This is a genomic window from Pseudomonas sp. MN1F (assembly GCF_009391885.1).
In the GTDB taxonomy this organism is placed as follows: domain Bacteria; phylum Pseudomonadota; class Gammaproteobacteria; order Pseudomonadales; family Pseudomonadaceae; genus Aquipseudomonas.
This window is the reverse complement of sequence record NZ_VZII01000046.1, coordinates 1-24,647: the sequence shown is the minus strand read 5'-3', so window position 1 is coordinate 24,647 and position 24,647 is coordinate 1. Positions and strand designations below refer to the sequence as shown.

27 protein-coding genes and 1 pseudogene are annotated in these 24,647 nt (G+C 63.5%); 19 read left to right on the top strand and 9 right to left on the bottom strand.

The annotated features are described in order from the left end of the window. Window positions 1–54: 54 nt before the first annotated feature. Window positions 55–474, bottom strand: a pseudogene (locus F6X59_RS22280) (murein L,D-transpeptidase family protein); the annotation flags it as partial. A gap of 153 nt (window positions 475–627) precedes the next feature. After that, window positions 628–1,179, bottom strand: coding sequence for an NUDIX hydrolase (locus F6X59_RS22275; protein ID WP_152958154.1), 552 nt, complete (start codon window positions 1,177–1,179; stop codon window positions 628–630). Between the two features lie 125 nt (window positions 1,180–1,304). Between F6X59_RS22275 and F6X59_RS22270 the strand changes: the two genes are divergently transcribed. From F6X59_RS22270 to purT, 5 genes are all read left to right on the top strand, one after another. Then, entirely contained in the window at window positions 1,305–1,904 is a 600-nt protein-coding gene (locus F6X59_RS22270) for a CoA pyrophosphatase (RefSeq protein WP_110637286.1), read from the top strand. A gap of 44 nt (window positions 1,905–1,948) precedes the next feature. Then, the gene (locus tag F6X59_RS22265) at window positions 1,949–2,473 is read left to right on the top strand and encodes a gamma carbonic anhydrase family protein (RefSeq protein WP_152958153.1); all 525 of its coding nucleotides are present in this window, start codon (window positions 1,949–1,951) and stop codon (window positions 2,471–2,473) included. Then, window positions 2,466–2,669, top strand: coding sequence for a DUF1289 domain-containing protein (locus F6X59_RS22260; protein ID WP_152958152.1), 204 nt, complete (start codon window positions 2,466–2,468; stop codon window positions 2,667–2,669). Before F6X59_RS22265 ends, F6X59_RS22260 begins: the two co-directional genes overlap by 8 nt. A 46-nt stretch (window positions 2,670–2,715) precedes the next feature. After that, window positions 2,716–3,183, top strand: a complete 468-nt coding sequence (locus F6X59_RS22255; protein ID WP_152958151.1) for a VUT family protein — start codon at window positions 2,716–2,718, stop codon at window positions 3,181–3,183. A gap of 76 nt (window positions 3,184–3,259) precedes the next feature. Further along, the gene (gene purT / locus F6X59_RS22250) at window positions 3,260–4,441 is read left to right on the top strand and encodes a formate-dependent phosphoribosylglycinamide formyltransferase (protein ID WP_103445466.1); all 1,182 of its coding nucleotides are present in this window, start codon (window positions 3,260–3,262) and stop codon (window positions 4,439–4,441) included. A gap of 33 nt (window positions 4,442–4,474) precedes the next feature. Here purT and F6X59_RS22245 read toward each other — a convergent pair whose 3' ends face one another. The 3 genes from F6X59_RS22245 to F6X59_RS22235 all read right to left on the bottom strand — a co-directional run bounded on the left by F6X59_RS22245 (window position 4,475) and on the right by F6X59_RS22235 (window position 8,071). Continuing rightward, window positions 4,475–5,773, bottom strand: a complete 1,299-nt coding sequence (locus F6X59_RS22245; protein ID WP_152958150.1) for an MFS transporter — start codon at window positions 5,771–5,773, stop codon at window positions 4,475–4,477. Between the two features lie 273 nt (window positions 5,774–6,046). Next, the gene (locus F6X59_RS22240; RefSeq protein WP_152958149.1) at window positions 6,047–7,252 is read right to left on the bottom strand and encodes a transporter associated domain-containing protein; all 1,206 of its coding nucleotides are present in this window, start codon (window positions 7,250–7,252) and stop codon (window positions 6,047–6,049) included. A gap of 9 nt (window positions 7,253–7,261) precedes the next feature. Then, complete coding sequence (locus F6X59_RS22235) at window positions 7,262–8,071, bottom strand: inner membrane protein YpjD (protein WP_152958148.1); 810 nt, start codon at window positions 8,069–8,071, stop codon at window positions 7,262–7,264. Between the two features lie 195 nt (window positions 8,072–8,266). On the opposite strand from F6X59_RS22235, the gene ffh reads away from it, so the two are divergent. From ffh to F6X59_RS22205, 6 genes are all read left to right on the top strand, one after another. Continuing rightward, window positions 8,267–9,643 carry a signal recognition particle protein gene (gene ffh, locus F6X59_RS22230; protein WP_152958147.1) on the top strand — a complete coding sequence of 459 codons (1,377 nt, stop codon included), beginning with the start codon at window positions 8,267–8,269 and terminating at the stop codon, window positions 9,641–9,643. A gap of 235 nt (window positions 9,644–9,878) precedes the next feature. Continuing rightward, a complete protein-coding gene (gene rpsP, locus F6X59_RS22225; RefSeq protein WP_027920106.1) occupies window positions 9,879–10,130 on the top strand; it encodes a 30S ribosomal protein S16 in 252 nt (83 codons plus the stop codon). Window positions 10,131–10,135: 5 nt separating this feature from the next. Next, window positions 10,136–10,672, top strand: a complete 537-nt coding sequence (gene rimM / locus F6X59_RS22220) for a ribosome maturation factor RimM (RefSeq protein WP_054887025.1) — start codon at window positions 10,136–10,138, stop codon at window positions 10,670–10,672. Between the two features lie 3 nt (window positions 10,673–10,675). Next, window positions 10,676–11,428, top strand: a complete 753-nt coding sequence (trmD, locus tag F6X59_RS22215; protein ID WP_003252146.1) for a tRNA (guanosine(37)-N1)-methyltransferase TrmD — start codon at window positions 10,676–10,678, stop codon at window positions 11,426–11,428. A gap of 42 nt (window positions 11,429–11,470) precedes the next feature. Continuing rightward, entirely contained in the window at window positions 11,471–11,821 is a 351-nt protein-coding gene (rplS, locus tag F6X59_RS22210; protein WP_023629812.1) for a 50S ribosomal protein L19, read from the top strand. A 94-nt stretch (window positions 11,822–11,915) separates the two neighbouring features. Next, on the top strand, window positions 11,916–12,323 hold the full coding sequence (locus tag F6X59_RS22205; protein WP_152958146.1) for an acyl-CoA thioesterase: 408 nt from the start codon (window positions 11,916–11,918) through the stop codon (window positions 12,321–12,323). 3 nt (window positions 12,324–12,326) lie between these two features. Here F6X59_RS22205 and F6X59_RS22200 read toward each other — a convergent pair whose 3' ends face one another. Beyond that, window positions 12,327–14,162, bottom strand: coding sequence for a sodium:proton antiporter (locus F6X59_RS22200; RefSeq protein ID WP_152958145.1), 1,836 nt, complete (start codon window positions 14,160–14,162; stop codon window positions 12,327–12,329). Window positions 14,163–14,230: 68 nt separating this feature from the next. Between F6X59_RS22200 and xerD the strand changes: the two genes are divergently transcribed. The 6 genes from xerD (at window position 14,231) to F6X59_RS22170 (ending at window position 19,767) form a co-directional block, all read left to right on the top strand. Then, the gene (gene xerD / locus F6X59_RS22195) at window positions 14,231–15,127 is read left to right on the top strand and encodes a site-specific tyrosine recombinase XerD (protein ID WP_152958144.1); all 897 of its coding nucleotides are present in this window, start codon (window positions 14,231–14,233) and stop codon (window positions 15,125–15,127) included. 154 nt (window positions 15,128–15,281) lie between these two features. Next, window positions 15,282–16,040 carry a thioredoxin fold domain-containing protein gene (locus F6X59_RS22190; RefSeq protein WP_152958143.1) on the top strand — a complete coding sequence of 253 codons (759 nt, stop codon included), beginning with the start codon at window positions 15,282–15,284 and terminating at the stop codon, window positions 16,038–16,040. 82 nt (window positions 16,041–16,122) lie between these two features. Beyond that, a complete protein-coding gene (locus F6X59_RS22185; RefSeq protein WP_060485691.1) occupies window positions 16,123–17,427 on the top strand; it encodes a homoserine dehydrogenase in 1,305 nt (434 codons plus the stop codon). A 49-nt stretch (window positions 17,428–17,476) separates the two neighbouring features. Further along, window positions 17,477–18,886: a threonine synthase gene (gene thrC / locus F6X59_RS22180; RefSeq protein WP_027920098.1), complete on the top strand. Its 1,410-nt coding sequence runs from the start codon at window positions 17,477–17,479 to the stop codon at window positions 18,884–18,886. Between the two features lie 131 nt (window positions 18,887–19,017). After that, window positions 19,018–19,407 carry a histidine kinase gene (locus tag F6X59_RS22175; protein WP_152958142.1) on the top strand — a complete coding sequence of 130 codons (390 nt, stop codon included), beginning with the start codon at window positions 19,018–19,020 and terminating at the stop codon, window positions 19,405–19,407. Window positions 19,408–19,485: 78 nt separating this feature from the next. Further along, complete coding sequence (locus tag F6X59_RS22170; protein WP_152958141.1) at window positions 19,486–19,767, top strand: DUF3509 domain-containing protein; 282 nt, start codon at window positions 19,486–19,488, stop codon at window positions 19,765–19,767. Window positions 19,768–19,904: 137 nt separating this feature from the next. Here the strand turns inward: F6X59_RS22170 and F6X59_RS22165 are convergent, their stop codons facing one another. Next, window positions 19,905–20,762 (bottom strand): TIGR02285 family protein, encoded by an 858-nt coding sequence (locus F6X59_RS22165; RefSeq protein WP_372240486.1) that lies wholly within the window; start codon window positions 20,760–20,762, stop codon window positions 19,905–19,907. Window positions 20,763–20,773: 11 nt separating this feature from the next. Further along, entirely contained in the window at window positions 20,774–21,973 is a 1,200-nt protein-coding gene (locus tag F6X59_RS22160) for a CaiB/BaiF CoA-transferase family protein (protein WP_152958139.1), read from the bottom strand. A gap of 133 nt (window positions 21,974–22,106) precedes the next feature. Between F6X59_RS22160 and F6X59_RS22155 the strand changes: the two genes are divergently transcribed. Together F6X59_RS22155 and recJ are read left to right on the top strand one after the other, a co-directional pair. Beyond that, the gene (locus tag F6X59_RS22155; protein WP_103445451.1) at window positions 22,107–22,649 is read left to right on the top strand and encodes a YaeQ family protein; all 543 of its coding nucleotides are present in this window, start codon (window positions 22,107–22,109) and stop codon (window positions 22,647–22,649) included. 30 nt (window positions 22,650–22,679) lie between these two features. After that, entirely contained in the window at window positions 22,680–24,389 is a 1,710-nt protein-coding gene (gene recJ, locus F6X59_RS22150; RefSeq protein ID WP_152958138.1) for a single-stranded-DNA-specific exonuclease RecJ, read from the top strand. 91 nt (window positions 24,390–24,480) lie between these two features. On the opposite strand, the gene F6X59_RS22145 is transcribed toward recJ, so the two are convergent. Next, the coding region (locus tag F6X59_RS22145) for a DUF3077 domain-containing protein (RefSeq protein WP_152958137.1) at window positions 24,481–24,647 on the bottom strand (167 nt) is incomplete at its 5' end.

Below are 24,647 nucleotides of genomic sequence, written 5' to 3'. Positions count from 1 at the left end.
GGTGTGCATCTGAAGTATGAAAGGTCCTACAGGCTCAATCTGAATGTAGGACTATCAAGGACGAATCTCGATCAGGGTGCCATCGCGGACCAGGTCCCACACTTCCTGCATGTCGCGGTTGCGCATGGCGATGCAGCCATCGGTCCAGTCGAGGGTGTGGAAGTACCACTCGGGGTAGTTATCGTCGACCGGCGTACCGTGGATCATGATCATGCTGCCGGCGCTCCAGCCTTCGCGGGTGGCGCGGGCGGCGTCGCTGATGTTCGGGTAGGTGATGTGCATGGCCAGGTTGAAGCGGTCGCTTTCCTTGCGCCAGTCCAGCCAGTACAGGCCTTCCGGGGTCTTCTTGTCGCCTTCGCGTTCCTTGGCGCCCTTGGGCTGCTTGCCCAGTGATATGCGGTAGGTCTTCAGCGGCTCGCCGCGGCTGATCAGCTGCAGGCGCCGTTCGGACTTGATCACCAGCACCTTGTCGATCAGCGGCTGCATGGCCGCCTGGGATTGCGACTGGGCCGGCGCGGGCGGTTGAGGCTTGCGAATGATGACTTCGGTGAAGGCCGCCTGGGACACCGTGGTAACGCAAAGGCAGAAAAGGGCGAACAACCAACGCATGAAGCAGTACCTGCGAGCTTAAGTGGTGGGCGAAACAGTCATCGGAGGCAGGTATTCATGGCCTATCGGGTAGTGCTGCCTGATGCGGTCGCGATAATAGCATTCTAGTGTGCGAGTGACGGTGCGGAAAGCCAGCTCACCCCACGGTATTTCGTGTTCCTCGAACAATCGCACCTCCAGGCTTTCGACGCCGACGGCGAAAGCCAGGTCGGCCAGCTCGGCACGGAAGAACACATGCACCTGGTTGATGTGCGGCAGGTCGAACAGCTGGTACAGGGCCATGTCGCCGACCTGGGCACAGGCTTCCTCGACCGTTTCGCGACGGGCGGCCTGGTCGAGGGTCTCGCCGTTTTCCATGAAGCCCGCCGGTAGCGTCCAGAAGCCGCGGCGCGGCTCGATGGCGCGGCGGCACAGCAGCACCTGGCTACCCCAGGTGGGCAGCACGCCGGCGACGATGTTGGGGTTCTGGTAGTGGATGGTCTGGCAATACTCGCAGACGAACCGCAGGCGGCTGTCGCCCTCGGGGATCCGCTGAATGACCGGCTGGCCGCACGCGCTGCAAAATTTCATGCTGTCTTCCCTATTGATCGGGTTATCTTGGCGCGCCTGGCAGGGTTGCCGCAAGCGCACGGGGCTTGGGTGCTTCGCGGCTTTGGTGCATCATGCAAGGCAGGCCTTGGAAACGAGAGTGCGCAATGCTGGACGAGCTACTTCGCCGAATGAGCAACCACCAACCCGCTTCACTGGAAACCGACCGACGGTTCCCCGAGGCGGCGGTACTTTTGCCCATTACCCGCAGCGAAGCGCCTGAGCTGGTCTTGACTCTGCGTGCCAAGGGGCTGTCGACCCACGGCGGCGAAGTCGCCTTTCCCGGCGGCCGCCGCGACCCGGAAGACCCGGACCTGGTGTTTACCGCGCTACGCGAAGCCGAGGAAGAAATCGGCCTGCCGCCCGGCCTGGTGGAGGTAGTTGGCCCACTCAGCCCGCTGATCTCCCTGCACGGCCTGAAAGTGACCCCGTTCGTCGGCTTGATCCCGGATTTCGTCGAATACCGCGCCAATGATGCCGAAATCGCGGCAGTCTTCAGCGTGCCGCTGGAATTCTTCCGTCAGGACCCGCGTGACCATACCCACCGTATCGATTATCAGGGCCGCAGCTGGTACGTGCCCAGTTACCGCTATGGCGAGTACAAGATCTGGGGGCTGTCGGCGATCATGATCGTCGAGCTGGTCAATCTGTTGTATGACGCCGGTATCAGCCTGCATCAACCCCCCGAGCGCTACATCGAAATCTGAGCGGGGCACATCCCGCCGTCTGCGTGAACCGCTGAGGAGCGAACATGAAATACCGCCTGGGCGACCATCGGGTCGAATGCCACCCCACCAGCTGGGCCGCACCCAATGCCACCCTGATTGGCAGAGTGCGCCTGCAGGCCCGTGCCAGCGTGTGGTTCGGTGCAGTGCTGCGCGGTGACAACGAGCTGATCGACATCGGTGAGGACAGCAACGTCCAGGACGGTACCGTGATGCACACCGACATGGGCTCGCCGCTGACCCTGGGCAAGGGCGTGACCATTGGCCACAACGCCATGCTGCATGGCTGCTCGGTTGGCGACTACAGCCTGATCGGCATCAACGCCGTCATCCTCAACGGCGCGCGTATCGGCAAGCACTGCATCATCGGCGCCAACGCGCTGATCCCGGAAGGCAAGGAAATCCCTGACGGTTCGCTGGTGATGGGCTCGCCGGGCAAGGTGGTGCGCGAGCTGACCGAACAGCAGATGCGCATGCTCGAGGCCAGCGCCGCGCACTATGTACACAATGCCGAGCGTTACGCGCGGGAGCTGGTGGTTGACGATGAGTGAAGTTGCTCTGGAGCGGCCAGTGGCTTCACCTTGTGTGAGCATCTGCGCACTGGACGAGCAGGATATCTGCACCGGCTGCCAGCGCACCGTGGCCGAGATCGGCCGCTGGGGGCGGATGGACAATACCGAGCGCCGGGCGGTGCTGAAGCTGTGCCATGAACGGGCGGTGGCAGCCGGCCTGATTATTGGGCACTGACCGCAAAATCAAGTAATCTGTGCGGCTTGCCCACAGGCCGCTCGCCATGTTCTATCTCATTGCCTATATCAGTAGCGTAGTGCTGATCAACTACGCCTTCTCCAGCGCCCCGCACCTGGACATCATCTGGTCCTGCTGGGGCGGCCTGGTGTTCATCCTGCGCGACATGGTCCAGACCCGCTATGGTCACGGCGCGCTGATCGCCATGCTGCTGGCCCTGGTGCTGTCGTACGCCACCTCGGAGCCGGCCATCGCGCTGGCCAGCGCTACCGCGTTCTTTGTCTCCGAGCTGATCGACTGGCTGGTGTTCAGCGTCACCCGCCGGCCGCTGCGTGACCGCCTGTGGCTGAGCTCGGCGCTGAGCATTCCGGTAGACACCTTCATCTTCTTCGGCATGATCGGCGCCCTCACACCGGCGGTGATCGGCACCGCCATGGCCTCGAAATTCGCCGGTGTCACGGCCGTCTGGCTGGCCATGGCATTTCGTGCGCGGCGGGCCGCTGTAGCGGGTTGATGGTGTAGAATACGGGTCCTTTTTCAGCGGGCCGTGCCAAGCCTGGTGCGGCCCCGGACGCCTTCGAGGACCTGAAATGACCCGTATCGGAACCCCATTGTCGCCAACCGCGACCCGTGTACTGCTCTGCGGCTGTGGCGAGCTGGGCAAGGAAGTGGTGATCGAGCTGCAGCGCCTGGGCGTCGAAGTGATCGCCGTCGACCGCTACGCCAACGCCCCGGCGATGCAGGTGGCGCACCGCAGCCACGTGGTCAACATGCTCGATGGCGTTGCCCTGCGGGCGATCATCGAAGCGGAAAAGCCGCACTATATCGTTCCGGAAATCGAAGCGATCGCCACTGCCACGCTGGTCGAACTGGAAAACGAAGGCTTCAACGTGGTGCCGACCGCCCGCGCCACCCAGCTGACCATGAACCGCGAAGGCATCCGCCGCCTGGCCGCCGAAGAGCTGGACCTGCCAACCTCGCCGTACCACTTCGCCGACACCTTCGAGGACTATGCCAAGGCCGTGGCCGACGTCGGTTACCCGTGCGTGGTCAAGCCGGTGATGAGCTCCTCGGGCAAGGGCCAGAGCCTGCTGCGCAGCGATGCCGACCTGCAGAAGTCCTGGGACTACGCCCAGGAAGGCGGCCGTGCCGGCAAGGGCCGGGTGATCATCGAGGGCTTCATCGACTTCGAATACGAAATCACCCTGCTGACCGTGCGCCATGTGGGCGGCACCACCTTCCTCGAACCGGTCGGCCACCGTCAGGAGAAGGGCGACTACCAGGAATCCTGGCAGCCACAGGCCATGAGCGCGAAAGCCCTGGCCGAGTCCCAGCGCGTGGCCAAGGCGGTCACCGATGCACTGGGTGGCCGTGGTCTGTTCGGCGTGGAACTGTTCGTCAAAGGCGACCAGGTGTGGTTCAGCGAAGTCTCGCCGCGCCCGCATGACACTGGCCTAGTGACCCTGATTTCCCAGGATTTGTCGCAGTTCGCCCTGCACGCCCGCGCCATTCTCGGCCTGCCGATCCCGGTGGTGCGCCAGTTCGGGCCGTCGGCCTCGGCGGTGATCCTGCCGGAAGGCCAGTCGCAGCAGACCAGCTTTGCCAACCTGGGGGCTGCCCTGAGCGAGCCTGACACGGCTATTCGCCTGTTCGGCAAGCCGGAAATCAACGGCACGCGGCGCATGGGCGTATGCCTGGCGCGTGACGAGTCGGTGGAAGCTGCGCGGGCCAAGGCGACCCGTGCTTCGCAGGCGGTCAAGGTCGAGTTCTGATCCGATTGGGGGCCGCAAAGCGGCCCCAATTGTTTACAACTCGGTATTGCGGGTTTCTTTCAGGCACAGCACGGCAATCAGGCTGATCACCGCCGCCGCCGACACATAGCCACCTACCCAGCTCAACCCACCCATGCTCACCAGCTTCTGGGCAAAGAACGGCGCCGCCGAGGCCCCGACGATGCCGCCCAGGTTGTACGCCGCCGAAGCGCCGGTATATCGCACATGGGTCGGGAACAGCTCAGGCAGCAGCGCCCCCATCGGCGCGAAGGTCACCCCCATCAGGAACAGCTCGATGGCCAGGAACAGCGCCACACCCGTGGTCGAACCCGAGGTCAGCAGCGGCTCCATGGTAAAGCCCGATGCCACCGCCAGCAGGCCACCGACGATCAGCACCGGCTTGCGCCCATAACGGTCACTCAGCCACGCCGACAGCGGTGTGGCCAACGCCATGAACACCACCGCGAAGCACAGCAGGCCGAGGAAGGTTTCGCGGCTGTAGCCCAGCGTGGTCACGCCGTAGCTCAGCGAAAACACCGTCGAGATATAGAACAGCGCATAGCACACCACCATGGCGGCTGCGCCCAGCAGGGTTGGCATCCAGTATTTGCCGAACAGGTCGACCACTGGCATTTTCACGCGTTCGTGGCGGGCCACTGCCTTGGCGAACACCGGGCTTTCTTCAAGCTTCAGGCGCACATACAGCCCTACCATCACCAATGCAGCGCTGAGCAGGAACGGAATGCGCCAGCCCCAGTCGCGGAACTGTTCGTCGCTGAGCAGCATGGCCAGGGTCAGGAACAGGCCGTTGGCCGCAAGGAAACCGATTGAAGGGCCAAGTTGCGGGAACATGCCGAACCAGGCGCGTTTGCCCTGCGGTGCGTTTTCGGTGGCCAGCAACGCTGCACCGCCCCATTCGCCACCCAGGCCCAGGCCTTGGCCGAAGCGCAGCAGGCAGAGCAGGATCGGTGCCCACACGCCGATGCTGTCATAGCCGGGCAGCACGCCGATCAACGTGGTCGATACGCCCATCAGCAGCAGCGAGGCGACCAGGGTCGACTTGCGCCCGATGCGGTCGCCGAAGTGGCCGAACAGTGCCGAGCCCAGCGGGCGGGCAAGGAAGGCGATGCCGAAGGTGATGAATGCCGCAAGCATCTGTGCGGTGCCCGACCCGGACGGGAAGAACACCGGGCCGATCACCAGTGCGGCGGCGGTGGCATAGACGTAGAAATCGTAGAACTCGATGGCGGTGCCGATGAAACTGGCAGTGGCGACCCGAGCAGGCGAGTTGACCGGTGCGGCAGGCGCTTGGGCATAGGTGCTGGTTGTCATTAAGTAGGTCCCTGACAGTCTGGTCCGTTCCATGCATTGTCCGTGGCCAGTGCAGGCGTTGAAGGCAGGCACAGATTTGCGGACGCCGGAGCGTATTGTTGTTGTGTTCGCGCAACTGACGATTAGCCCGAGGAGGGTAGGGGCGGGAGCGGGCACTGTTCGGGGTATTGAAGCAGGACCGCGGGGCGTGTCAGTGGAGCGGACTGGCCGTGTGGCGCCGGGTGCGGGTAGCAGGCGGAACGGCGGGGCTGGGTAAGCGTGACCCGAGTATAGCTATCGGGTCACGGTCCACACCAGTACCTTGCTGGCGCAATTGTCCTCTGTTTCGAGGATTTCCAGGCGATAGCGGCCGATCTTCAGGCAAACGGCGCTTTCCGGAATGCTTTCCAGTGCTTCGGTGACCAGCCCGTTGAGGGTTTTCGGGCCGCCATCACAGGGCAGGTGCCAGCCCAGGGTACGGTTGATTTCGCGTAGCGAGGCGGTGCCTTCGATGACGAAGGTACCATCGGGCTGCGGGTGCACGTGCGGGTTGTCGAGGCTCTGTTCGTCCTCGAACTCGCCAACGATCTCTTCGAGGATGTCTTCCAGGGTGACGATGCCCAGCACCTCACCATACTCGTCCACCACCACGCCCAGGCGCCGCTGTTGCTTGTGGAAGTTCAGCAACTGCATCTGCAGGGGGGTGCTTTCCGGCACGAAGTAGGGTTCGTAGCAGGCACCCAGCAGTTGCTCCAGGGTCAGCTCGGCCTTGGGCAGCAGGTGGCTGATGAGCTTGGTGTTGAGGATCGCTTCGACCTGGTTGATGTCGCTGTGATAGACCGGCAGGCGTGTGTGCCGGCTGACGATCAGCTGCTCGATGATGTGCGCGATGGGGTCGTCAAGGTTGATACCGTCGACTTCGTTGCGTGGCACCAGGATGTCGTTGACGGTGATCTTGTCCAGCGATTGCAGGCCGTCAAGCAGGCCGTGGCGCGGCACTTCGTGCTCGTCGTCTTCGTCGTAGTCGTCATCTTCCTGCGGGTGCAGGGCCACTGCTGTGGGCTGCACGCGGAACGGTCGCAGCAGCAGCTTGGCGATGCCGTCGAACAGGCAGGCCAAAGGTTGCAGCAGGGCGAGGGGAAACGGGCGCAGGCTCAGGCCAAGGCTGATGAAGGCCTGCGGGTTGCGCCGGGCCAGGCGCCGCGGCAGGAACTCGGCGAACACCAGCAAGGCCGCCACGGCGGCAAGGCCTGCCAGCCAGAAGCCGTGTTCGCCGTTCTGGCGTTGGCCGATCAGGCACGCCAGGCCCAGCACCAACAGTTTGCCCAGGCTGGCGCACAGCACCAGGGCCTGGGCTGGCAGCAGCGGCTGGCCGTCATCGCCGTTGCGCAGCGAACCATTGAGCTGCAGGCGGGCGGCATCCACGGCGCTGAACAACGCCGACCACAGTAGCGCCAGTGCCAGAATGCCGAGTAGCGGTGCGTACGGCAGGGTGTCCATGGGCGACCGTCAGATATGCAGGATGAATTCGCGAACCAGCTTGCTGCCGAAATAGGCCAGCATCAGCAGGCAGAAACCCGCCAGCGTCCAGCGGATCGCCTTGTGCCCGCGCCAGCCCAGGCGGGTGCGCCCCCACAGCAGCACGCTGAACACCACCCAGGCCACACACGCCAGCAGCGTCTTGTGCACAAGATGCTGGGCAAAGAGGTTCTCAAGGAACAGCCAGCCGGAAATCAGCGACAGCGAGAGCAGGCACCAGCCCGCCCAGAGGAAGCCAAACAGCAGGCTTTCCATGGTCTGCAGCGGCGGGAAGTTGCGGATCAGCCCGGACGGGTGCTTGTTCTTCAGCTGGCGGTCCTGCAGCAGCAACAGCAGCGACTGGAACACCGCGATGGTGAACAGGCCATAGGCCAGGATCGACAGCAGGATGTGCGCGAGGATGCCCGGTTCTTCGTCGATCAGCGGCACCGTGCCGGGTGGGGCGAACTGCGCCAGCAGGGCGGTGACGGCGCCGAGCGGGAACAGCAGCACCAGCAGGTTTTCCACCGGGATACGCAGGCAGGCCAGCAGCGTCAGGGTGATGACCGCCACGGCGATCAGGCTGGCAGCGCTGAAGAAGTCCAGGCTCAGCCCCAGCGGGGTGATCAGCTGGAAGAACAGCGCGCCACTCTGGGCGACCACGGCGAGGGCGCCGAGCAGGCCAAGCAGGCGTTTGTCGGCCTTGCGGCCCTGGGCCAGGTAGGTGCCCTGGTAGATGGCCGCAGCTATATATAAGCCGGCGGCGATCAGGTTGGGGATGAGGCTGGGTGAGGAAACCATAAGTCCTGGTTGCAGAGCCCTGAAAGAGACGGAGTTTGGCATAGAACGCCACCGGCCATCCAGACCGATCGGCAGCGAGGTGTGCGCCGCCGTCGCACTTCGTTATAATCGCCGCCTTGCTGTGCCTGGCGGGTGTACATTTCCCCTGCGGGTGCCTGACAAACCTCGGCTTTTACTGGGCCTGAAAGGATCACCATGTTCGAAAACCTGACCGACCGCCTGTCACAGACGCTGCGCCATGTCACCGGCAAGGCCAAGCTGACTGAAGACAACATCAAGGACACATTGCGCGAAGTGCGCATGGCCCTGCTCGAGGCCGACGTTGCCCTGCCGGTGGTCAAGGATTTCGTCAACAGCGTCAAGGACCGTGCGGTCGGCACCGAGGTATCGCGCAGCCTGACCCCGGGCCAGGCGTTCGTGAAGATCGTCCAGGCCGAGCTGGAAAGCCTGATGGGCGCGGCCAACGAAGACCTCGCGCTGAACGCCGCGCCGCCAGCCGTGGTGCTGATGGCCGGCCTGCAGGGCGCCGGTAAGACCACCACCGCCGGCAAGCTGGCGCGCTTCCTCAAGGAGCGCAAGAAGAAGAGCGTGATGGTGGTTTCGGCCGACGTCTACCGCCCGGCGGCGATCAAGCAGCTGGAAACCCTGGCCAACGACATCGGCGTGACCTTCTTCCCGTCCGATATCAGCCAGAAGCCGGTGGCCATCGCCGAAGCTGCAATCCGCGAAGCCAAGCTCAAATTCATCGACGTGGTCATCGTCGATACCGCCGGTCGTCTGCACATCGACACCGACATGATGGACGAGATCAAGGCCCTGCACGCCGCAGTCAAGCCGATCGAGACCCTGTTCGTGGTCGATGCCATGACCGGCCAGGATGCCGCCAACACCGCCAAGGCGTTCGGCGAAGCGCTGCCGCTGACCGGCGTGGTACTGACCAAGGTCGACGGTGACGCCCGTGGCGGTGCCGCGCTGTCGGTGCGTGCGATCACTGGCAAGCCGATCAAGTTCATCGGTATGGGCGAGAAGACCGAAGCCCTCGAGCCGTTCCACCCGGACCGTGTCGCCTCGCGCATCCTCGGCATGGGCGACGTGCTCAGCCTGATCGAGCAGGCCGAACAGACCATTGACAAGGCCAAGGCCGACAAGCTGGCCAAGAAGCTGAAGAAGGGCAAGGGCTTCGACCTCGAAGACTTCCGTGACCAGCTGCAGCAGATGAAGAACATGGGTGGCCTGGGCGGCCTGATGGACAAGCTGCCGAGCATCGGCGGGGTCAACCTGTCGCAGATGGGCAATGCCCAGGGCGCGGCCGAGAAGCAGTTCAAGCAGATGGAAGCGATCATCAACTCGATGACCCCGGCCGAGCGTCGCGACCCTGACCTGATCAGCGGTTCGCGCAAGCGCCGCATCGCCCTAGGCTCCGGCACCCAGGTGCAGGACATCGGCCGGCTGATCAAACAGCACAAGCAGATGCAGAAGATGATGAAGAAGTTCTCTGCCAAGGGCGGCATGGCCAAGATGATGCGCGGCCTGGGCGGGATGCTGCCGGGCGGCGGCATGCCGAAGCTGTAACCCCTATTTTGGGCGCCTGCTTTTAGATGAGCGGGCGCCCGGAACCCCCGCTGCGGCGGGGCAACGGCCACGGATTCCGTGGCTTAACCGGCAAATCTGGACGGTAGGGCAGGGCTCTGCCGAAAAAGGCATTTGCAAATGTCCGTGTATTCCCCGAGAATATGCGGCCTTTTGGGCACCCGTGTGCCTATTTGGCATTCAGATTTGCAGCACCGACTATAGGAACAATGTTCACATGGTAACCATTCGTCTTGCCCGTGGCGGCTCGAAAAAGCGCCCATTCTACCACCTGACCGTGACCAACTCGCGTAACGCCCGTGACGGCCGTTTCGTTGAGCGCGTAGGCTTCTTCAACCCGATCGCATCGGGCGCCGAAGTCAAGCTGTCGGTCAACCAAGAGCGCGTTTCCTACTGGCTGAGCCAGGGCGCACAGCCGTCTGAGCGCGTTGCTCAGCTGCTGAAGGACGCTGCCAAGGCTGCCGCCTAATCAGTATGAACGCGACGCCAGAAAAGGCTGACGACCTTATCGTCGTTGGCAAGATTTTTTCGGTTCACGGCGTTCGCGGCGAGGTGAAGGTGTATTCCTTTACCGATCCGATTGAAAACCTGTTGGATTATCCACGCTGGACGCTTCGGCACGAAGGCAAGGTAAAGCAGGTCGAGCTGGTCAGCGGTCGTGGCTCCCAAAAGGGCCTGGTCGTGAAACTGAAAGGCCTCGATGATCGTGATGAAGCCCGTCTTCTGAGTGGTCACGAAATCTGCATTGCGCGGAGCCTTTTGCCCAACCTGGCTGCCGACGAGTACTACTGGTACCAGTTGGTGGGTCTGAAGGTCATCAACCAGGACGAACAACTGTTCGGCAAGGTCGATCACCTGTTGGAGACCGGTGCGAACGATGTAATGGTGGTCAAGCCCTGCGCAGGCAGCCTGGATGATCGCGAGCGTCTGTTGCCCTATACGGCGCAATGCGTGCTCGATATCGACCTGGAAGCAGGCGTGATGCGGGTTGAGTGGGACGCGGACTTCTAAACGATGGGTAACCTTCGCGTAGACGTCATCACGCTGTTCCCCGAGATGTTCTCGGCCATCACAGAGTACGGCATTACCAGCCGTGCGGTGAAACAGGGGTTGCTTCAGGTGACTTGCTGGAACCCGCGGGACTACACCACAGATCGCCACCATACCGTGGATGATCGGCCGTTTGGCGGTGGTCCGGGCATGGTGATGAAAATCAAGCCTCTGGAAGACGCCCTGGTTAGCGCCAGGCAGGCGACCGGAGCAGCGGCGAAGGTGATCTACCTTTCGCCACAAGGCCGCAAGCTGACTCAGCAGGCGGTCAAAGGCCTGGCCGAACAGGAATCGTTGATCCTGATCGCCGGTCGTTATGAAGGCATCGACGAGCGCTTTATCGAGGCTCATGTCGATGAGGAGTGGTCGATTGGCGACTATGTGCTTTCCGGTGGCGAGCTGCCGGCCATGGTACTGATCGATGCGGTTACACGGCTGCTGCCCGGAGCTTTAGGGCATGTGGACTCGGCGGAGGAAGACTCTTTCACCGACGGTCTGCTGGATTGCCCGCACTACACCCGACCTGAGGTGTATGCGGATCAGCGTGTTCCCGACGTGTTGCTAAGTGGCAACCATGCACATATCCGGCGATGGCGGATGAAGCAGTCCCTTGGTAGGACCTTCGAACGACGCGCCGATCTTCTGGAAAGTCGCTCGCTTTCTGGAGAAGAGAAGAAGCTGCTCGAGGAATATCTCCGCGAGCGGGACGATAGTTAAACGTATCGATGGTGGATCAAGTATCCATCTTAGGAGCACAGCATGACCAACAAGATCATCCAGCAGCTCGAAGCCGAGCAGATGAGCAAGGAAATCCCAACCTTCGCACCAGGCGACACCATCGTCGTCCAGGTTAAAGTGAAGGAAGGTGATCGTTCCCGTCTGCAGGCGTTCGAAGGCGTTGTCATCGCCAAGCGTAACCGCGGTCTGAACAGCGCCTTCACCGTGCGCAAGATCTCCAGCGGCGTAGGCGTTGAGCGTACCTTCCAGACCTACAGCCCGCAGATCGACAGCCTGGCCGTGAAACGTCGTGGTGACGTGCGTAAAGCCAAGCTGTACTACCTGCGCGACCTGTCCGGCAAAGCCGCTCGCATCAAGGAAAAACTGTCCTGAGTGCAGTTTGCCCGGTGGCCAAGGCCGCCTAGCGAGAAAAAAGCAGCCTTCGGGCTGCTTTTTTGCGTTTTGAAACCCGTGAAAAGTGACAGATATGACCACTCGAGACCAGGAAATCCAGCGCCGCACCGAACTGTCGGTAACCCGCGTGACCAAGGCGGTGTTCCCCAACACCACCAACCACCACAACACCCTGTTCGGCGGCACCGCGCTGGCCTGGATGGACGAAGTGTCGTTCATTGCCGCCACGCGCTTTTGCCGGCTGCCGCTGGTGACGGTGTCCACCGACCGTATCGACTTCAAGCACCCGATCCCGGCGGGCTCGATCGTCGAGTTGGTGGGCACGGTGATCAAGGTCGGCAACACCAGCTTGCAGGTGCAGGTGGATGTGTTCGTCGAGAACATGTACCTGGATGGCCGCGAGCGGGCGATCCACGGTGTGTTCAGCTTTGTCGCCATCGACGAGGACAAGCGCCCGGTGCCGGTGCTGCCCGGCAACTGACCCTCACGGGTCGGCCAGGGCCTTGTCGGTTGTTGCCTGCGGCATTTGCGGCTGCGGGTCGATCAGTGAAACCAGCGTCCAGCCTGCCTGAGGGGTGAGCGGGGCGTCCGGGCAGGCAACATGCACCCAGCCGTGGGCATCGCGGGCGAACAGCAAGGTCGCACGTTCGCCGTGCAGCGCCAGGTACTGCTGCCAGCCGAAGGCTTCGGTCAGCGTGGTGCTGAACAATTCGCCCCCCGCGAGCAGGCGATTGGCCAGTTGCAGGTAAGTCATGGGGCTTGATCCGAGTAACTGCCCCCGGTGTTCTTCGCTGGCGCGATGCTTGTCACTGCGCCGGTTTTCCAGCCCGCTGGCCAGCACGAACAGCCGCTTGTGGCCGAAATCATGGCGAAACCGAGCGCACGCCAGTGCGTTGAGTTCGCCAGCAGGCGACAGCCCTAGCAAATGGCCGAGGCCCACCAGGTCCAGATGCGCGTCGGCGTGCTGCGAAGCTGGGTTGCCAAAGTAGGTTGGCAAGCCATCCATGCGTGCGGCCCGTATGTTTTCCCAGCTCGAATCGGTCAGCAGGATGCGGCAGCCAAGCTGTTGCAAGGCTTTCGCCAGCGCGCGTGCTGGCGGGTTGGCGCCCGCCAGCAGAAAGCCGCTGGGCGCAGGCTCTGCAACCTTGAGTAGCCGCGCCAGTGGCCGCGCGGTAGCACTTTGCAGTACCACCGTACCGATGATTACGGCGAAGGTCAGCGGCACCAGCAACAAGGCCGAGGGGTGGCCTGCCTGGTCGAGGCGGATGGCAAATACCGCCGAAACCGCGGCGGCGACAATCCCGCGGGGTGCTATCCAGGCCAGCAGGGCGCGTTCGCGCCAGTTCAGCGCAGACCCGGCAGTGGAAACCAGCACATTCAGCGGCCTTGCCAGCAACTGAATCACCAATAGCAGGGCGAGAACCGCCGGGCCCAGGGACAACAGCGCTTGCAGGTCGAGGCGGGCGGCGAGCAGGATGAAGAGCCCGGAAATCAACAGGACGCTGAGGTTTTCCTTGAAGTGCAGGATCTGTCGCACATCGACCCCGCGCATGTTGGCCAGCCACATGCCCATCACCGTCACCGCCAGCAGTCCGGACTCGTGAACGATCTGGTTGGCGGCAATGAAGATGCCCAGCACGGCGGCCAGGGACGCCAGGTTGTGCAGGTATTCCGGCAGCCATTGTGCACGTATCACCTGGCCCAGCAGCCAGCCACCGGCGGCACCCAGCGCGCAGCCGCACAGGATCACCCCGGCGAAGGTGATCAGGCTCTGGCTCAGGCCGTCGCCGCTGGCGATGATGAAGCTGTAGACCACAACGGCCAGCAGAGCACCGATAGGGTCGATGACGATGCCTTCCCAGCGCAGGATGTTGGCGATCGTCGCGTTTGGCCGCACCACGCGCAGCATGGGCACGATCACCGTGGGCCCGGTCACCAGAGTCAGGGCCCCGAACAGGATCGCCAGCGGCCATTCGAACCCCAGCAACCAATGGGTGGCCAAGGCGATCACCAGCCAGGTGGTCAGCGCCCCGAGCGTTACCAGGCGATGCACCACGCTGCCGATCTCCCGCCACTGCGATATATGCAGGGTCAGGCTGCCTTCGAACAGGATCAGTGCCACGGCCAGTGACACCAGAGGCATCAGCAACGGGCCGAACAGCGCTTCAGGTGACAGCCAGCCCAGCACCGGGCCAGCGACGATCCCGCACAGCAGCAGGAACAGGATGGCGGGCAGTTTCAGGCGCCAGGCCAGCCACTGGCAGGCCAGCGCAGCTGCGCCGATGCCGCCCACACTCAGAAGGATCTGCTGTTCGCTCATTCGGGCTCCCTATGCCGGCGTTGTTATGAAAGACTAAGCGTCATTTCGTCGTTTGCCACCGAGTTTTCATGCCTGCCCTCGACCACCCCCTGATCGACCAGTTCCTCGACGCCCTGTGGCTCGAAAAAGGCCTTTCCGACAACACTCGCGTCTCCTACCGCAGCGACCTGGCCCTGTTCAACGGCTGGCTCCAGGAGCATTCGGTATCGCTGCCCGACGCCGGCCGCGAACTGATCCTCGACCACCTGGCCTGGCGTCTCGACCAAGGCTACAAGCCACGCTCCACTGCGCGCTTTCTCTCCGGCCTGCGCGGCTTCTTCCGTTACCTGCTGCGCGAGAAGCTGGTGGCTGTCGACCCGACCCTGCAGGTCGAGATGCCGCAGCTGGGTCGGCCCTTGCCCAAATCCCTGTCGGAAGCCGACGTCGAAGCCTTGTTGCAGGCCCCGGACCTGGGTGAAGCCATCGGCCAGCGCGACCGCGCCATGCTCGAAGTCCTTTACGCCTGCGGCCTGCGCGTGACCGAACTGGTCAGCCTGACCCTCGACCAGGTCAACCTGCGCCAAGGCGTGCTGCGGGTGATGGGCAAGGGCAGCAAGGAGCGCCTGGTGCCGATGGGCGAGGAGGCGGTGGTCTGGCTGGAGCGCTACCTGCGTGACGGCCGCGCCGAACTGCTCAACGGCCGGCCAAGTGATGTACTGTTCCCCAGCCAGCGCGGCGAGCAGATGACCCGCCAGACCTTCTGGCACCGCATCAAGCACCAGGCGCGGGTGGCCTGCATCGACAAGCCGCTGTCGCCGCACACCCTGCGCCACGCTTTCGCCACGCACCTGCTCAACCATGGCGCCGACCTGCGCGTGGTGCAGATGCTGCTGGGCCACAGCGACCTTTCGACCACGCAGATCTACACCCATGTGGCCAAGGCGCGGCTGCAGCAGCTGCACGCCCAGCACCATCCGCGTGGATGAATGTTTTTCATGTTCCGCCGACCGGTCCTTGCAGGCCCCTTCACCAGCAGCGTGATGTGGTAGGCTTGGGCGGTTTGCATCAAGGGCCGCACGGTCGCCGCGATTTTTTTGCAGGTGACGCCCTCCGGCCCCTGTCCGCCTCCAGGAGTTCCCCATGCGCGTGACCCAGATTTTCGCCGCCGCCGTGTTGGCGCTGGCCAGTACCTTTGCCGTTGCCGCGGCTGACAGCAATGCCAGCGCCGAGCAGGCCATCCGCAAGTCGTTGCAGAACCTCGAACTCGAAGTACCGGTGGAAAGCGTCGGCAGCAGCCCGCTCAATGGCCTGTACGAAGTCAAGCTGCAGGGCGGCCGGGTGCTGTATGCCAGCGCCGATGGCCAGTACGTCATGCAGGGCTACCTGTACCAGCTGCAGGACGGCAAGCCGGTCAACCTGACCGAGAAGACCGAGCGTCAGGGCGTTGCCAAGCTCATCAACGGCATTCCAGCCGCCGAGACCGTGGTTTATCCTGCCAAGGGCCAGACCAAGTCGCACATCACCGTCTTCACCGACACCACCTGCCCGTATTGCCACAAGCTGCACGCCGAAGTGCCGGAGCTCAACCGCCGCGGTATCGAAGTGCGCTATGTCGCCTTCCCGCGCCAGGGCCTCGGTTCGCCAGGTGACGAGCAGCTGCAGGCAGTCTGGTGCTCCAGCGACCGCCGCGCGGCGATGGACAAGATGGTCGAAGGCAAGGAAATCAAGGCTGCCAAGTGCGCCAACCCGGTCAGCAAGCAGTTCCAGCTGGGCCAGCAGATCGGCGTCAACGGCACGCCGGCCATCGTGCTTGAAAACGGCCATGTGATTCCGGGTTACCAGCCGGCACCACAAGTGGCCAAACTGGCCCTGGACGGCCAGCAGCAGGCCGCCAAGTAATCAATTCAATACGCCGTCGTCATGGGGTGACGGCATGTTTCACGGTCGGTGAAGGCGCCGGCCGTTCAATGGGGAGTTCACAGTGAAACCGGTCAAAGTAGGCATCTGTGGGTTGGGGACCGTCGGTGGCGGAACCTTCAATGTACTTCAGCGCAACGCCGAGGAGATTGCCCGCCGTGCCGGGCGCGGTATTGAAGTGGCACAGATTGCCATGCGCTCGCAGAACCCGAACTGCCAGATTACCGGTACCCCCATTACCGCTGACGTGTTCGAAGTTGCGAGCAACCCGGAAATCGACATTGTCATCGAACTGATCGGTGGCTACACCATCGCCCGCGATCTGGTGCTCAAGGCCATCGAGAACGGCAAGCACGTGGTCACCGCCAACAAGGCACTGATCGCCGTGCACGGTAACGAGATCTTCGCCAAGGCGCGCGAGAAGGGCGTCATCGTTGCCTTCGAAGCCGCAGTGGCGGGTGGTATCCCGGTGATCAAGGCGATCCGCGAAGGCCTGTCGGCCAACCGCATCAACTGGCTGGCCGGCATCATCAACGGCACCGGCAACTTCATCCTCACCGAAATGCGCGAGAAAGGCCGCGCCTTCCCCGACGTGCTGGCCGAAGCCCAGGCGCTGGGCTACGCCGAAGCCGACCCGACCTTCGACGTCGAAGGCATCGATGCCGCGCACAAGCTGACCATCCTGGCGTCCATTGCCTTTGGTATCCCGCTGCAGTTCGACAAGGCCTACACCGAGGGCATCACCCAGCTGACCACCGCTGACGTGAACTACGCCGAAGCGCTGGGCTACCGCATCAAGCACCTGGGCGTGGCCCGTCGTACCGCCGAAGGCATCGAACTGCGCGTGCACCCGACGCTGATCCCGGCCGACCGCCTGATCGCCAACGTCAATGGCGTGATGAACGCAGTCATGGTCAACGGCGACGCCGCCGGCTCCACCCTGTACTACGGTGCTGGCGCCGGCATGGAGCCAACCGCTTCGTCGGTGGTGGGTGACCTGGTCGACGTGGTCCGTGCCATGACCTCCGACCCGGAAAACCGCGTGCCGCACCTGGCCTTCCAGCCAGACTCGCTGTCGGCCCACCCGATCCTGCCGATCGAAGCCTGCGAAAGCGCCTACTACCTGCGCATCCAGGCCAAGGACCACCCGGGCGTGCTGGCCCAGGTGGCGAGCATCCTGTCGGAGCGCGGCATCAACATCGAGTCGATCATGCAGAAGGAAGCCGAGGAGCAGGACGGCCTGGTGCCGATGATCCTGCTGACCCACGGTGTGGTCGAGCAGCGCATCAACGATGCCATCGTCGCCCTGGAAGCCCTGCAGGACGTGGTCGGCAAGGTCGTGCGCATCCGCGTCGAACAGCTGAATTAATTTGCCAATCGGGCCGCTCGGGCGGCCCTAGCATCGAAGGTTTGCACCCATGCGCTATATCAGTACCCGCGGCCAGGCTCCGGCCCTGAACTTCGAAGACGTGCTGCTGGCTGGCCTGGCCAGCGACGGCGGCCTGTACGTCCCTGAGAACCTGCCTCGCTTCACCCAGGAAGAAATCGCCTCCTGGGCCGGCTTGCCGTACCACGAGCTGGCCTTCCGGGTGATGCGACCGTTCGTCGAAGGCAGCATTGCCGACGCCGACTTCAAGAAGATCCTCGAAGAAACCTACGGCGAGTTCGCCCACGCTGCGGTCGCCCCGCTGCGCCAGCTGAACAGCAACGAGTGGGTGCTGGAGCTGTTCCACGGCCCGACCCTGGCCTTCAAGGACTTCGCCCTGCAACTGCTCGGCCGCCTGCTCGACCACGTGCTGGCCAAGCGCAACGAGCGTGTGGTGATCATCGGCGCCACCAGCGGTGACACCGGCTCCGCCGCCATTGAAGGCTGCCGCAGCTGCGAGAACGTCGACATCTTCATCCTGCACCCGCACCAGCGTGTGTCGGAAGTTCAGCGCCGGCAGATGACCACCCTGTTCGGCGACAACGTCCATAACATCGCCATCGAAGGCAACTTCGACGACTGCCAGGAAATGGTCAAGGCCAGCTTCGCTGACCAATCGTTCCTCAAGGGCACCCGCCTGGTCGCGGTCAACTCGATCAACTGGGCGCGGATCATGGCCCAGATCGTCTACTACTTCCACGCGGCCCTGCAGCTGGGTGGCCCGGCCCGTTCGGTGGCGTTCTCGGTACCGACCGGCAACTTCGGCGACATCTTCGCCGGTTACCTGGCGCGCAACATGGGCCTGCCGGTCAGCCAGCTGATCGTCGCCACCAACCGCAACGATATCCTGCACCGCTTCATGAGCGGCAACCAGTACGTCAAGGAAACCCTGCACGCGACCCTGTCGCCGTCCATGGACATCATGGTTTCGTCCAACTTCGAGCGCCTGCTGTTCGACCTGCACGGCCGCAACGGCGCCGCGCTGGCCGAGCTGATGGCCACCTTCAAGCAGGGTGGCGGCTTCAGCGTCGAGCAAGACCGCTGGACCGAGGCACGCAAGCTGTTCGATTCGCTGGCGGTCAGCGACGAGCAGACCTGCGAGACCATTGCCGAGGTGTTCGCCGCCACCGGTGAAGTGCTCGACCCGCACACCGCGATCGGCGTCAAGGCCGCCCGCGAGTGCCGCCGCAGCCTGGATACGCCAATGGTGGTGCTGGGCACCGCGCACCCGGTCAAGTTCCCGGAAGCGGTGGAGAAGGCCGGTGTCGGCAAGGCGCTGGAACTGCCGGCGCACCTGAGCGACCTGTTCAGCCGTGAAGAGCGTTGCACCGTGCTGGCCAATGACCTGAAGGCTGTTCAAGCCTTTGTCAGCCAGCATGGTAATCGCGGCAAGCCGTTGTAATCGCATGAACGTCGGGGGCTGCAAAGCAGCCCCGGATTTCAGGATTTTCCTATACCTCTATCGGAATTGTCCTATGTAAGGCTGTTGAAGCCTTGCCTAGAGTGACCGGTCCTTCCCCCAAGGAGCGGCACATGCGACAGCCCTACGTGTTGATCCACCCGGCACGCCCATCCCACCAGATCCTCCTGCACCAGGCCTGCAACGCCCAAGGCCTGTTCAATGTGCGCGTCACCCACGACCTGGCCGACCTCGACACTTGCCTGGCCCGCCAACCGAGTGCCGACCTGCTGATCCTCGACCATGCCGTGGGCGACGGCCTGGCCCTGCTCGAACGGGCCTGTTGCGCCCGTGCCGTGCTGTTCGTCGGCCATGCCAGTGCAGGCTGCCCGAACCTCGCCCATGAAGCCCGGCGCCAAGGCCTGTGGGTCCTTGCCGACCTCCCTTGGCCCTTGCCTGTCGGGCGCTGGCAACAAGCCCTGCAACGTATTCAAACTGTCACGTCGCCCACGCATGCTCACTGACACAGCCGTGGCGTAACGAACTTTTCGCCACGCTTGCTGGTCAGTTCCTTCATGTCCCATTACAAGCGAGTGATCCGGATGGAAAGAATCTGCAGACTGCTCAACGACGCCCTTACCCCCTACCAAGCCAGGCTGGGAGCCACGGATGCCAGCGGCAACCGCCAATTGACCGTATACGACAGCCTCGGCGGCACGGCCTTGCAACGTACGGTCAGCCAGCGCCAGCTGCAGGAGCAAAGCCTGCTGATCGACCTGGTAGACGGCCTGCACCGAGACCTGCAGATTGTCGAGGGGCGCTTGCAGCCCTGTGTGATTGCGGCATTGCAACAGCGCCAGCAGCCACAGGGAACCTTTGCCTGAGTGGCCTATCATAATCATCAGGGGCAGCCGGCCAGTGCACAGCTCCGGTACTGGCAGGTTGTCACGGGAAGTCCATGAGGACTTTCGATTGGCCCCGGGCGTCTTCCCCAGCGCCCGGGGTTTCTTTTGCGCGCTGGCTAACGCGCTTCGAAGAAGTGCTTGCTCTCTTCCAGGTAGGCAGCGCGCAGCTCGGGGTCAAGCCAGTGTGCATACAGGGCAGGCAGGGTATTCAGGCGCAGGGCAGGTAGCAACTGGTCGATATGGCTGATGGCGGCGCGCCCCAGCGGCGTGTCCGAGCAGCCCACGTGCAGGAACTGGTAGCGGTCCACGCCCTGGATCGGATGGAACTGATAGTCCGCTGGCGAGCCGCCGTGTTGCTGAATCAGGTAGCGCACTTCCGGCCAGTAGCCCAGCACCAGTTGCAGGCGCCCGAGCTGTTGCATCTGCAGCAGGTTGGCTGTGGCATCGTTGCCGTAATGGCGATTGAACGCGGAGTCGGGCAGTTGGCGCAGGATCTCGTCGACCTGGCTGCTGTAGCTGCGCTCGGCGACGATGCCGAGCTTCAGCCGGGTATTGCCGAGCAAGCCCTTGAGGTCGACCTGCTGGCCGTCAAGGAACGGTGCCAGCATCGTCTGAGCGGTGTTGCGCACCACCACGCCGCTGCTCATCACGCCGAGCGACGGTTGCGAGAAATGTACGAACTTCGCGCGCTCCGCGGTCCATAGCAGTGTCGGGTCGCAGGTAAAGCTGGATGGGTCCTGAAGCATCTGGATCCCGCGAGCACGGTTGACCCGGACGATACTGTGCTCGTATTCGGGCATCTGCTCGATCAGCAGCGGTAGCATCTGGTCGATAACCCCCTGGCCTTTCTCCGTGCCTTCGAACACGGTGAAGGGCGGCAGGTCGCGCACCAGCCACAGCAGGCGCTCCTTGCCCTGTGCCGGTGGCACCAGCAGGGTCAGCATCAGCGCCCCGAACAGGGCCAGCGTACGCATCTGCGGCAGCCTCAGACCGTGCCCGCCTGGCGCAGGCTGGCGATTGCCCCCTGGTCATAGCCCAGGGTGGCCAGCACGGCATCGGTGTGTTCGCCGAGCCTCGGGCCCACCCACTCGGCAGAGCCTGGGGTGTCCGAGAGCTTGGGCACGATGCCCGGCATCTTGAATGGCTTGCCGTCAGGCAGGCGTGCCTGGAGGAACATTTCCCGAGCCAGGTATTGCGGGTCGCTGAACATGTCCTCGGCAGAAAAGATACGGCTGGCCGGGACTTCGGCGTCGGTGAGCACCTGCATCAACTGGTCCAGCGGCAGGCTGTTGGCCCAGCGGTCGATCACCCCGTACAGCTCGTCACGGCGTGCGTCGCGGCCATCGTTGCTGGCCAGGCTCGGGTCATCGGCCAGGTCGGTGCGGCCGATGGCCTGCATGAACCGCTTGAAGATAGCGTCACCGTTGGCGCCGATCTGCACATGCTTGCCGTCGGCGCTGGTGTGGATGGAGGAGGGCGTGATGCCCGGCATGATGTTGCCGGTACGCTCGCGGATGAACCCGAACACGTCGAATTCCGGGACCATGCTTTCCATCATGGCGAAGATCGCCTCGTACAGCGCCACGTCCACTACTTGGCCCTGGCCACCGTTAACCTCGCGATGACGCAGTGCCATCAGCGCGCCAATCACCCCCCACAGTGCAGCGATCGAATCACCGATGGAAATCCCGGTGCGTACCGGCGGGCGGTCGTCGAAGCCGGTAATGTAACGCAGCCCGCCCATCGATTCACCGACCGCACCGAAGCCCGGCTGGTCCTTCATCGGCCCGGTCTGGCCAAAGCCGGACAGGCGTACCATGACCAGGCGCGGGTTGAGGGCGTGCAGCACGTCCCAGCCCAGGCCGAGTTTTTCCAGCACGCCGGGGCGGAAGTTCTCGATCAGGATGTCGGCCTCGCCGAGCAGGCGCTTGAGCACTTCACGGCCTTCGGGGTGCTTGAGGTTGAGCGTCAGCGACTGCTTGTTGCGCGCCTGCACGAACCACCACAGCGACGTGCCCTCGTACAGCTTGCGCCATTTGCGCAGCGGGTCACCGCCGTCCGGCGACTCGACCTTGATCACTTCAGCGCCGAATTCGGCGCAGATGCGCGAGGCGAACGGCCCGGCGATCAGGGTGCCGAGCTCGATGACTTTCAGGCCGGCGAGGGGTTTGCTGGGCGTAGACATGAGGCATCCGTGGCAACTGGTCAGAGCCGTGGTTTTAGCATAGGTCCGCAGCCACCGATACTGCTCCGGCGCAAGCGCAGGCAGGATCGGTTAGACTAGGTGACTTTTCTCTACGCACGAAGCCCATTCGACCATGGCCCAGCCGTCCACCACCTACAAATTCGAACTGAACCTGACCGACCTCGATCGCGGCGTGTATGAAAACGTCCGCCAGACCATCGCTCGTCACCCTTCGGAAACCGAAGAGCGCATGGCCGTGCGTCTGCTGGCCTATGCCCTGTGGTACAACGAGAATCTGTCGTTCGGCCGTGGCCTGTCTGATGTCGATGAAGCGGCGCTGTGGGAAAAGAGCCTGGATGACCGCATCCTGCACTGGATCGAAGTCGGTCAGCCGGATGCCGATCGCCTGACCTGGTGCTCGCGCCGCACCGAGCGCACCAGCCTGCTGGCCTACGGCAGCCTGCGCGTGTGGGAAGGCAAGGTAGTGAGCGCAGTCAAAGGCCTGAAGAACCTGAGCATTGCCGCCGTGCCGCAGGAAGTGCTGGAAGTCCTGGCCACCGACATGCCACGTACCATCAAGTGGGATGTGATGATCAGCGAAGGCACCGTGTTCGTCACCGATGACCGTGGCCAGCACGAAGTGCAACTGCAATGGCTGCTCGGTGAGCGTGGCTGAACCGACTGACACCTGACTGCCGAAGACACCATGCGTATCGAACCCCGCCCGCTGCCCCCGACCCTGCCATTTCTGGGTAACCTGCCACCCCTGCTGACCCGCCTGTATGCCGCCCGCGGCGTGCAGTCCGAGGCTGAACTGGACAAGAGCCTGGCGCGGCTGGTGCCGTATCAGCAACTCAAGGGCATCGAGGCGGCGGTGGACCTGCTGGTCGAAGCCCTCGATCAGTGCCAGCGCATCCTTATCGTTGGCGACTTCGACGCTGATGGCGCCACCGCCAGTACCGTTGGCGTGCTCGGCCTGCGCCTGCTGGGCGCGGCCCACGTCGACTACCTGGTGCCCAACCGTTTCGAATATGGCTACGGCCTGACCCCGGAGATCGTCCAGGTGGCGCTCGAGCGCCAGCCGGACCTGCTGGTGACCGTCGATAACGGTATCTCCAGTGTTGAAGGTGTTGCCGCCGCCAAGGCTGCCGGGCTCAAGGTGCTGGTCACCGACCACCACCTGCCGGGCCAGCAGTTGCCCGATGCTGACGCCATCGTCAATCCGAACCAGCCTGGTTGCGAATTCCCGAGCAAGTCGCTGGCCGGCGTGGGGGTGATCTTCTACGTGCTCATGGCCCTGCGCGCCCGACTGCGCAGCCTGGGGCGTTACGACACGCAGCCGCAGCCGAACATCGGCGAGCTGCTCGACCTGGTCGCGCTGGGCAGTGTCGCCGACGTGGTGCCGCTGGATGCCAACAACCGCATCCTCGTCCACCAGGGCCTCGAGCGCATCCGCGCCGGCCGCGCGCGGCCTGGCCTGAAGGCCATCCTGGAAGTGGCGCGACGTGACCATCGGCGCATCACCTCCACCGACCTCGGCTTCATCCTCGGCCCACGGCTCAATGCCGCCGGGCGCCTGGACGATATGAGCCTGGGCATCGAATGCCTGCTGTGCGAGGACCAAGCCCTGGCTCAGGACATGGCCCAGCAGCTGGATGACCTGAACCAGGACCGCAAGTCGATCGAGCAGGGCATGCAGCGCGAGGCCCTGGCCCAGCTCAAGGACCTGCCGGTCGAGTCCATGCCTTATGGCCTGTGCCTGTTCGATGCCGATTGGCACCAGGGCGTGATCGGGATTCTCGCCTCGCGCCTGAAAGAGCGTTACCACCGGCCAACCATCGCCTTCGCCGATGCTGGCGACGGCATGCTCAAGGGCTCGGCGCGTTCGGTGCCGGGCTTCCATATCCGCGATGCGCTGGATGCAGTGGCGGCGCGCCAGCCGCAGTTGATCAGCAAGTTCGGCGGGCACGCCATGGCGGCGGGGCTGTCCCTGCCCGAAAGCAATTTCCCGGCGTTTGCTGAAGCCTTCGATGAAGAAGTGCGGCGCCAGCTGCGTGAGGAGGACCTGACCGGTCGTCTGCTCTCGGACGGCAGCCTGGCCGTGGAAGAATTCCACCTCGACCTGGCCAAGGCCCTGCGCAATGCCGGGCCTTGGGGGCAGCACTTCCCCGAGCCGCTGTTCCATGGGGTGTTCCAGCTGGTGGAGCAGCGCGTGGTCGGCGAGCGGCACTTGAAGGTGGTGCTCAAGAGTGAGTGTGGCTCGGTGCGGCTGGATGGTATTGCCTTTGGTATAGACCGTGAGGTGTGGCCGAACCCGACGGTGCGTTGGGTGGAGCTGGCGTACAAGCTGGATGTGAACGAGTTTCGTGGGAATGAGAGTGTGCAGTTGATGATTGCGCATATGGAGCCGCGCTGAGTTTATCGCCAGGTGCCTGCCTTGGTTTTTGCGGTGGGGCACAAATCGAGCGCTGCAGTCCTTTCGGCGAACACCTGGCCGCCCAGACACGTTAGCGTGTCATGCCTAGCTCGGCATCATCCATCAGTGCCTTGGCCATGGCACTCAGGTAATGGGATGCCCAGATCATCATCGGTTTTTCATCCATCAGGCCGATGATGGTCAGCTCTCTTACATAGCCCATCAACTCCGAGGCCTGCTCGCGGGCATCCCGGCAGG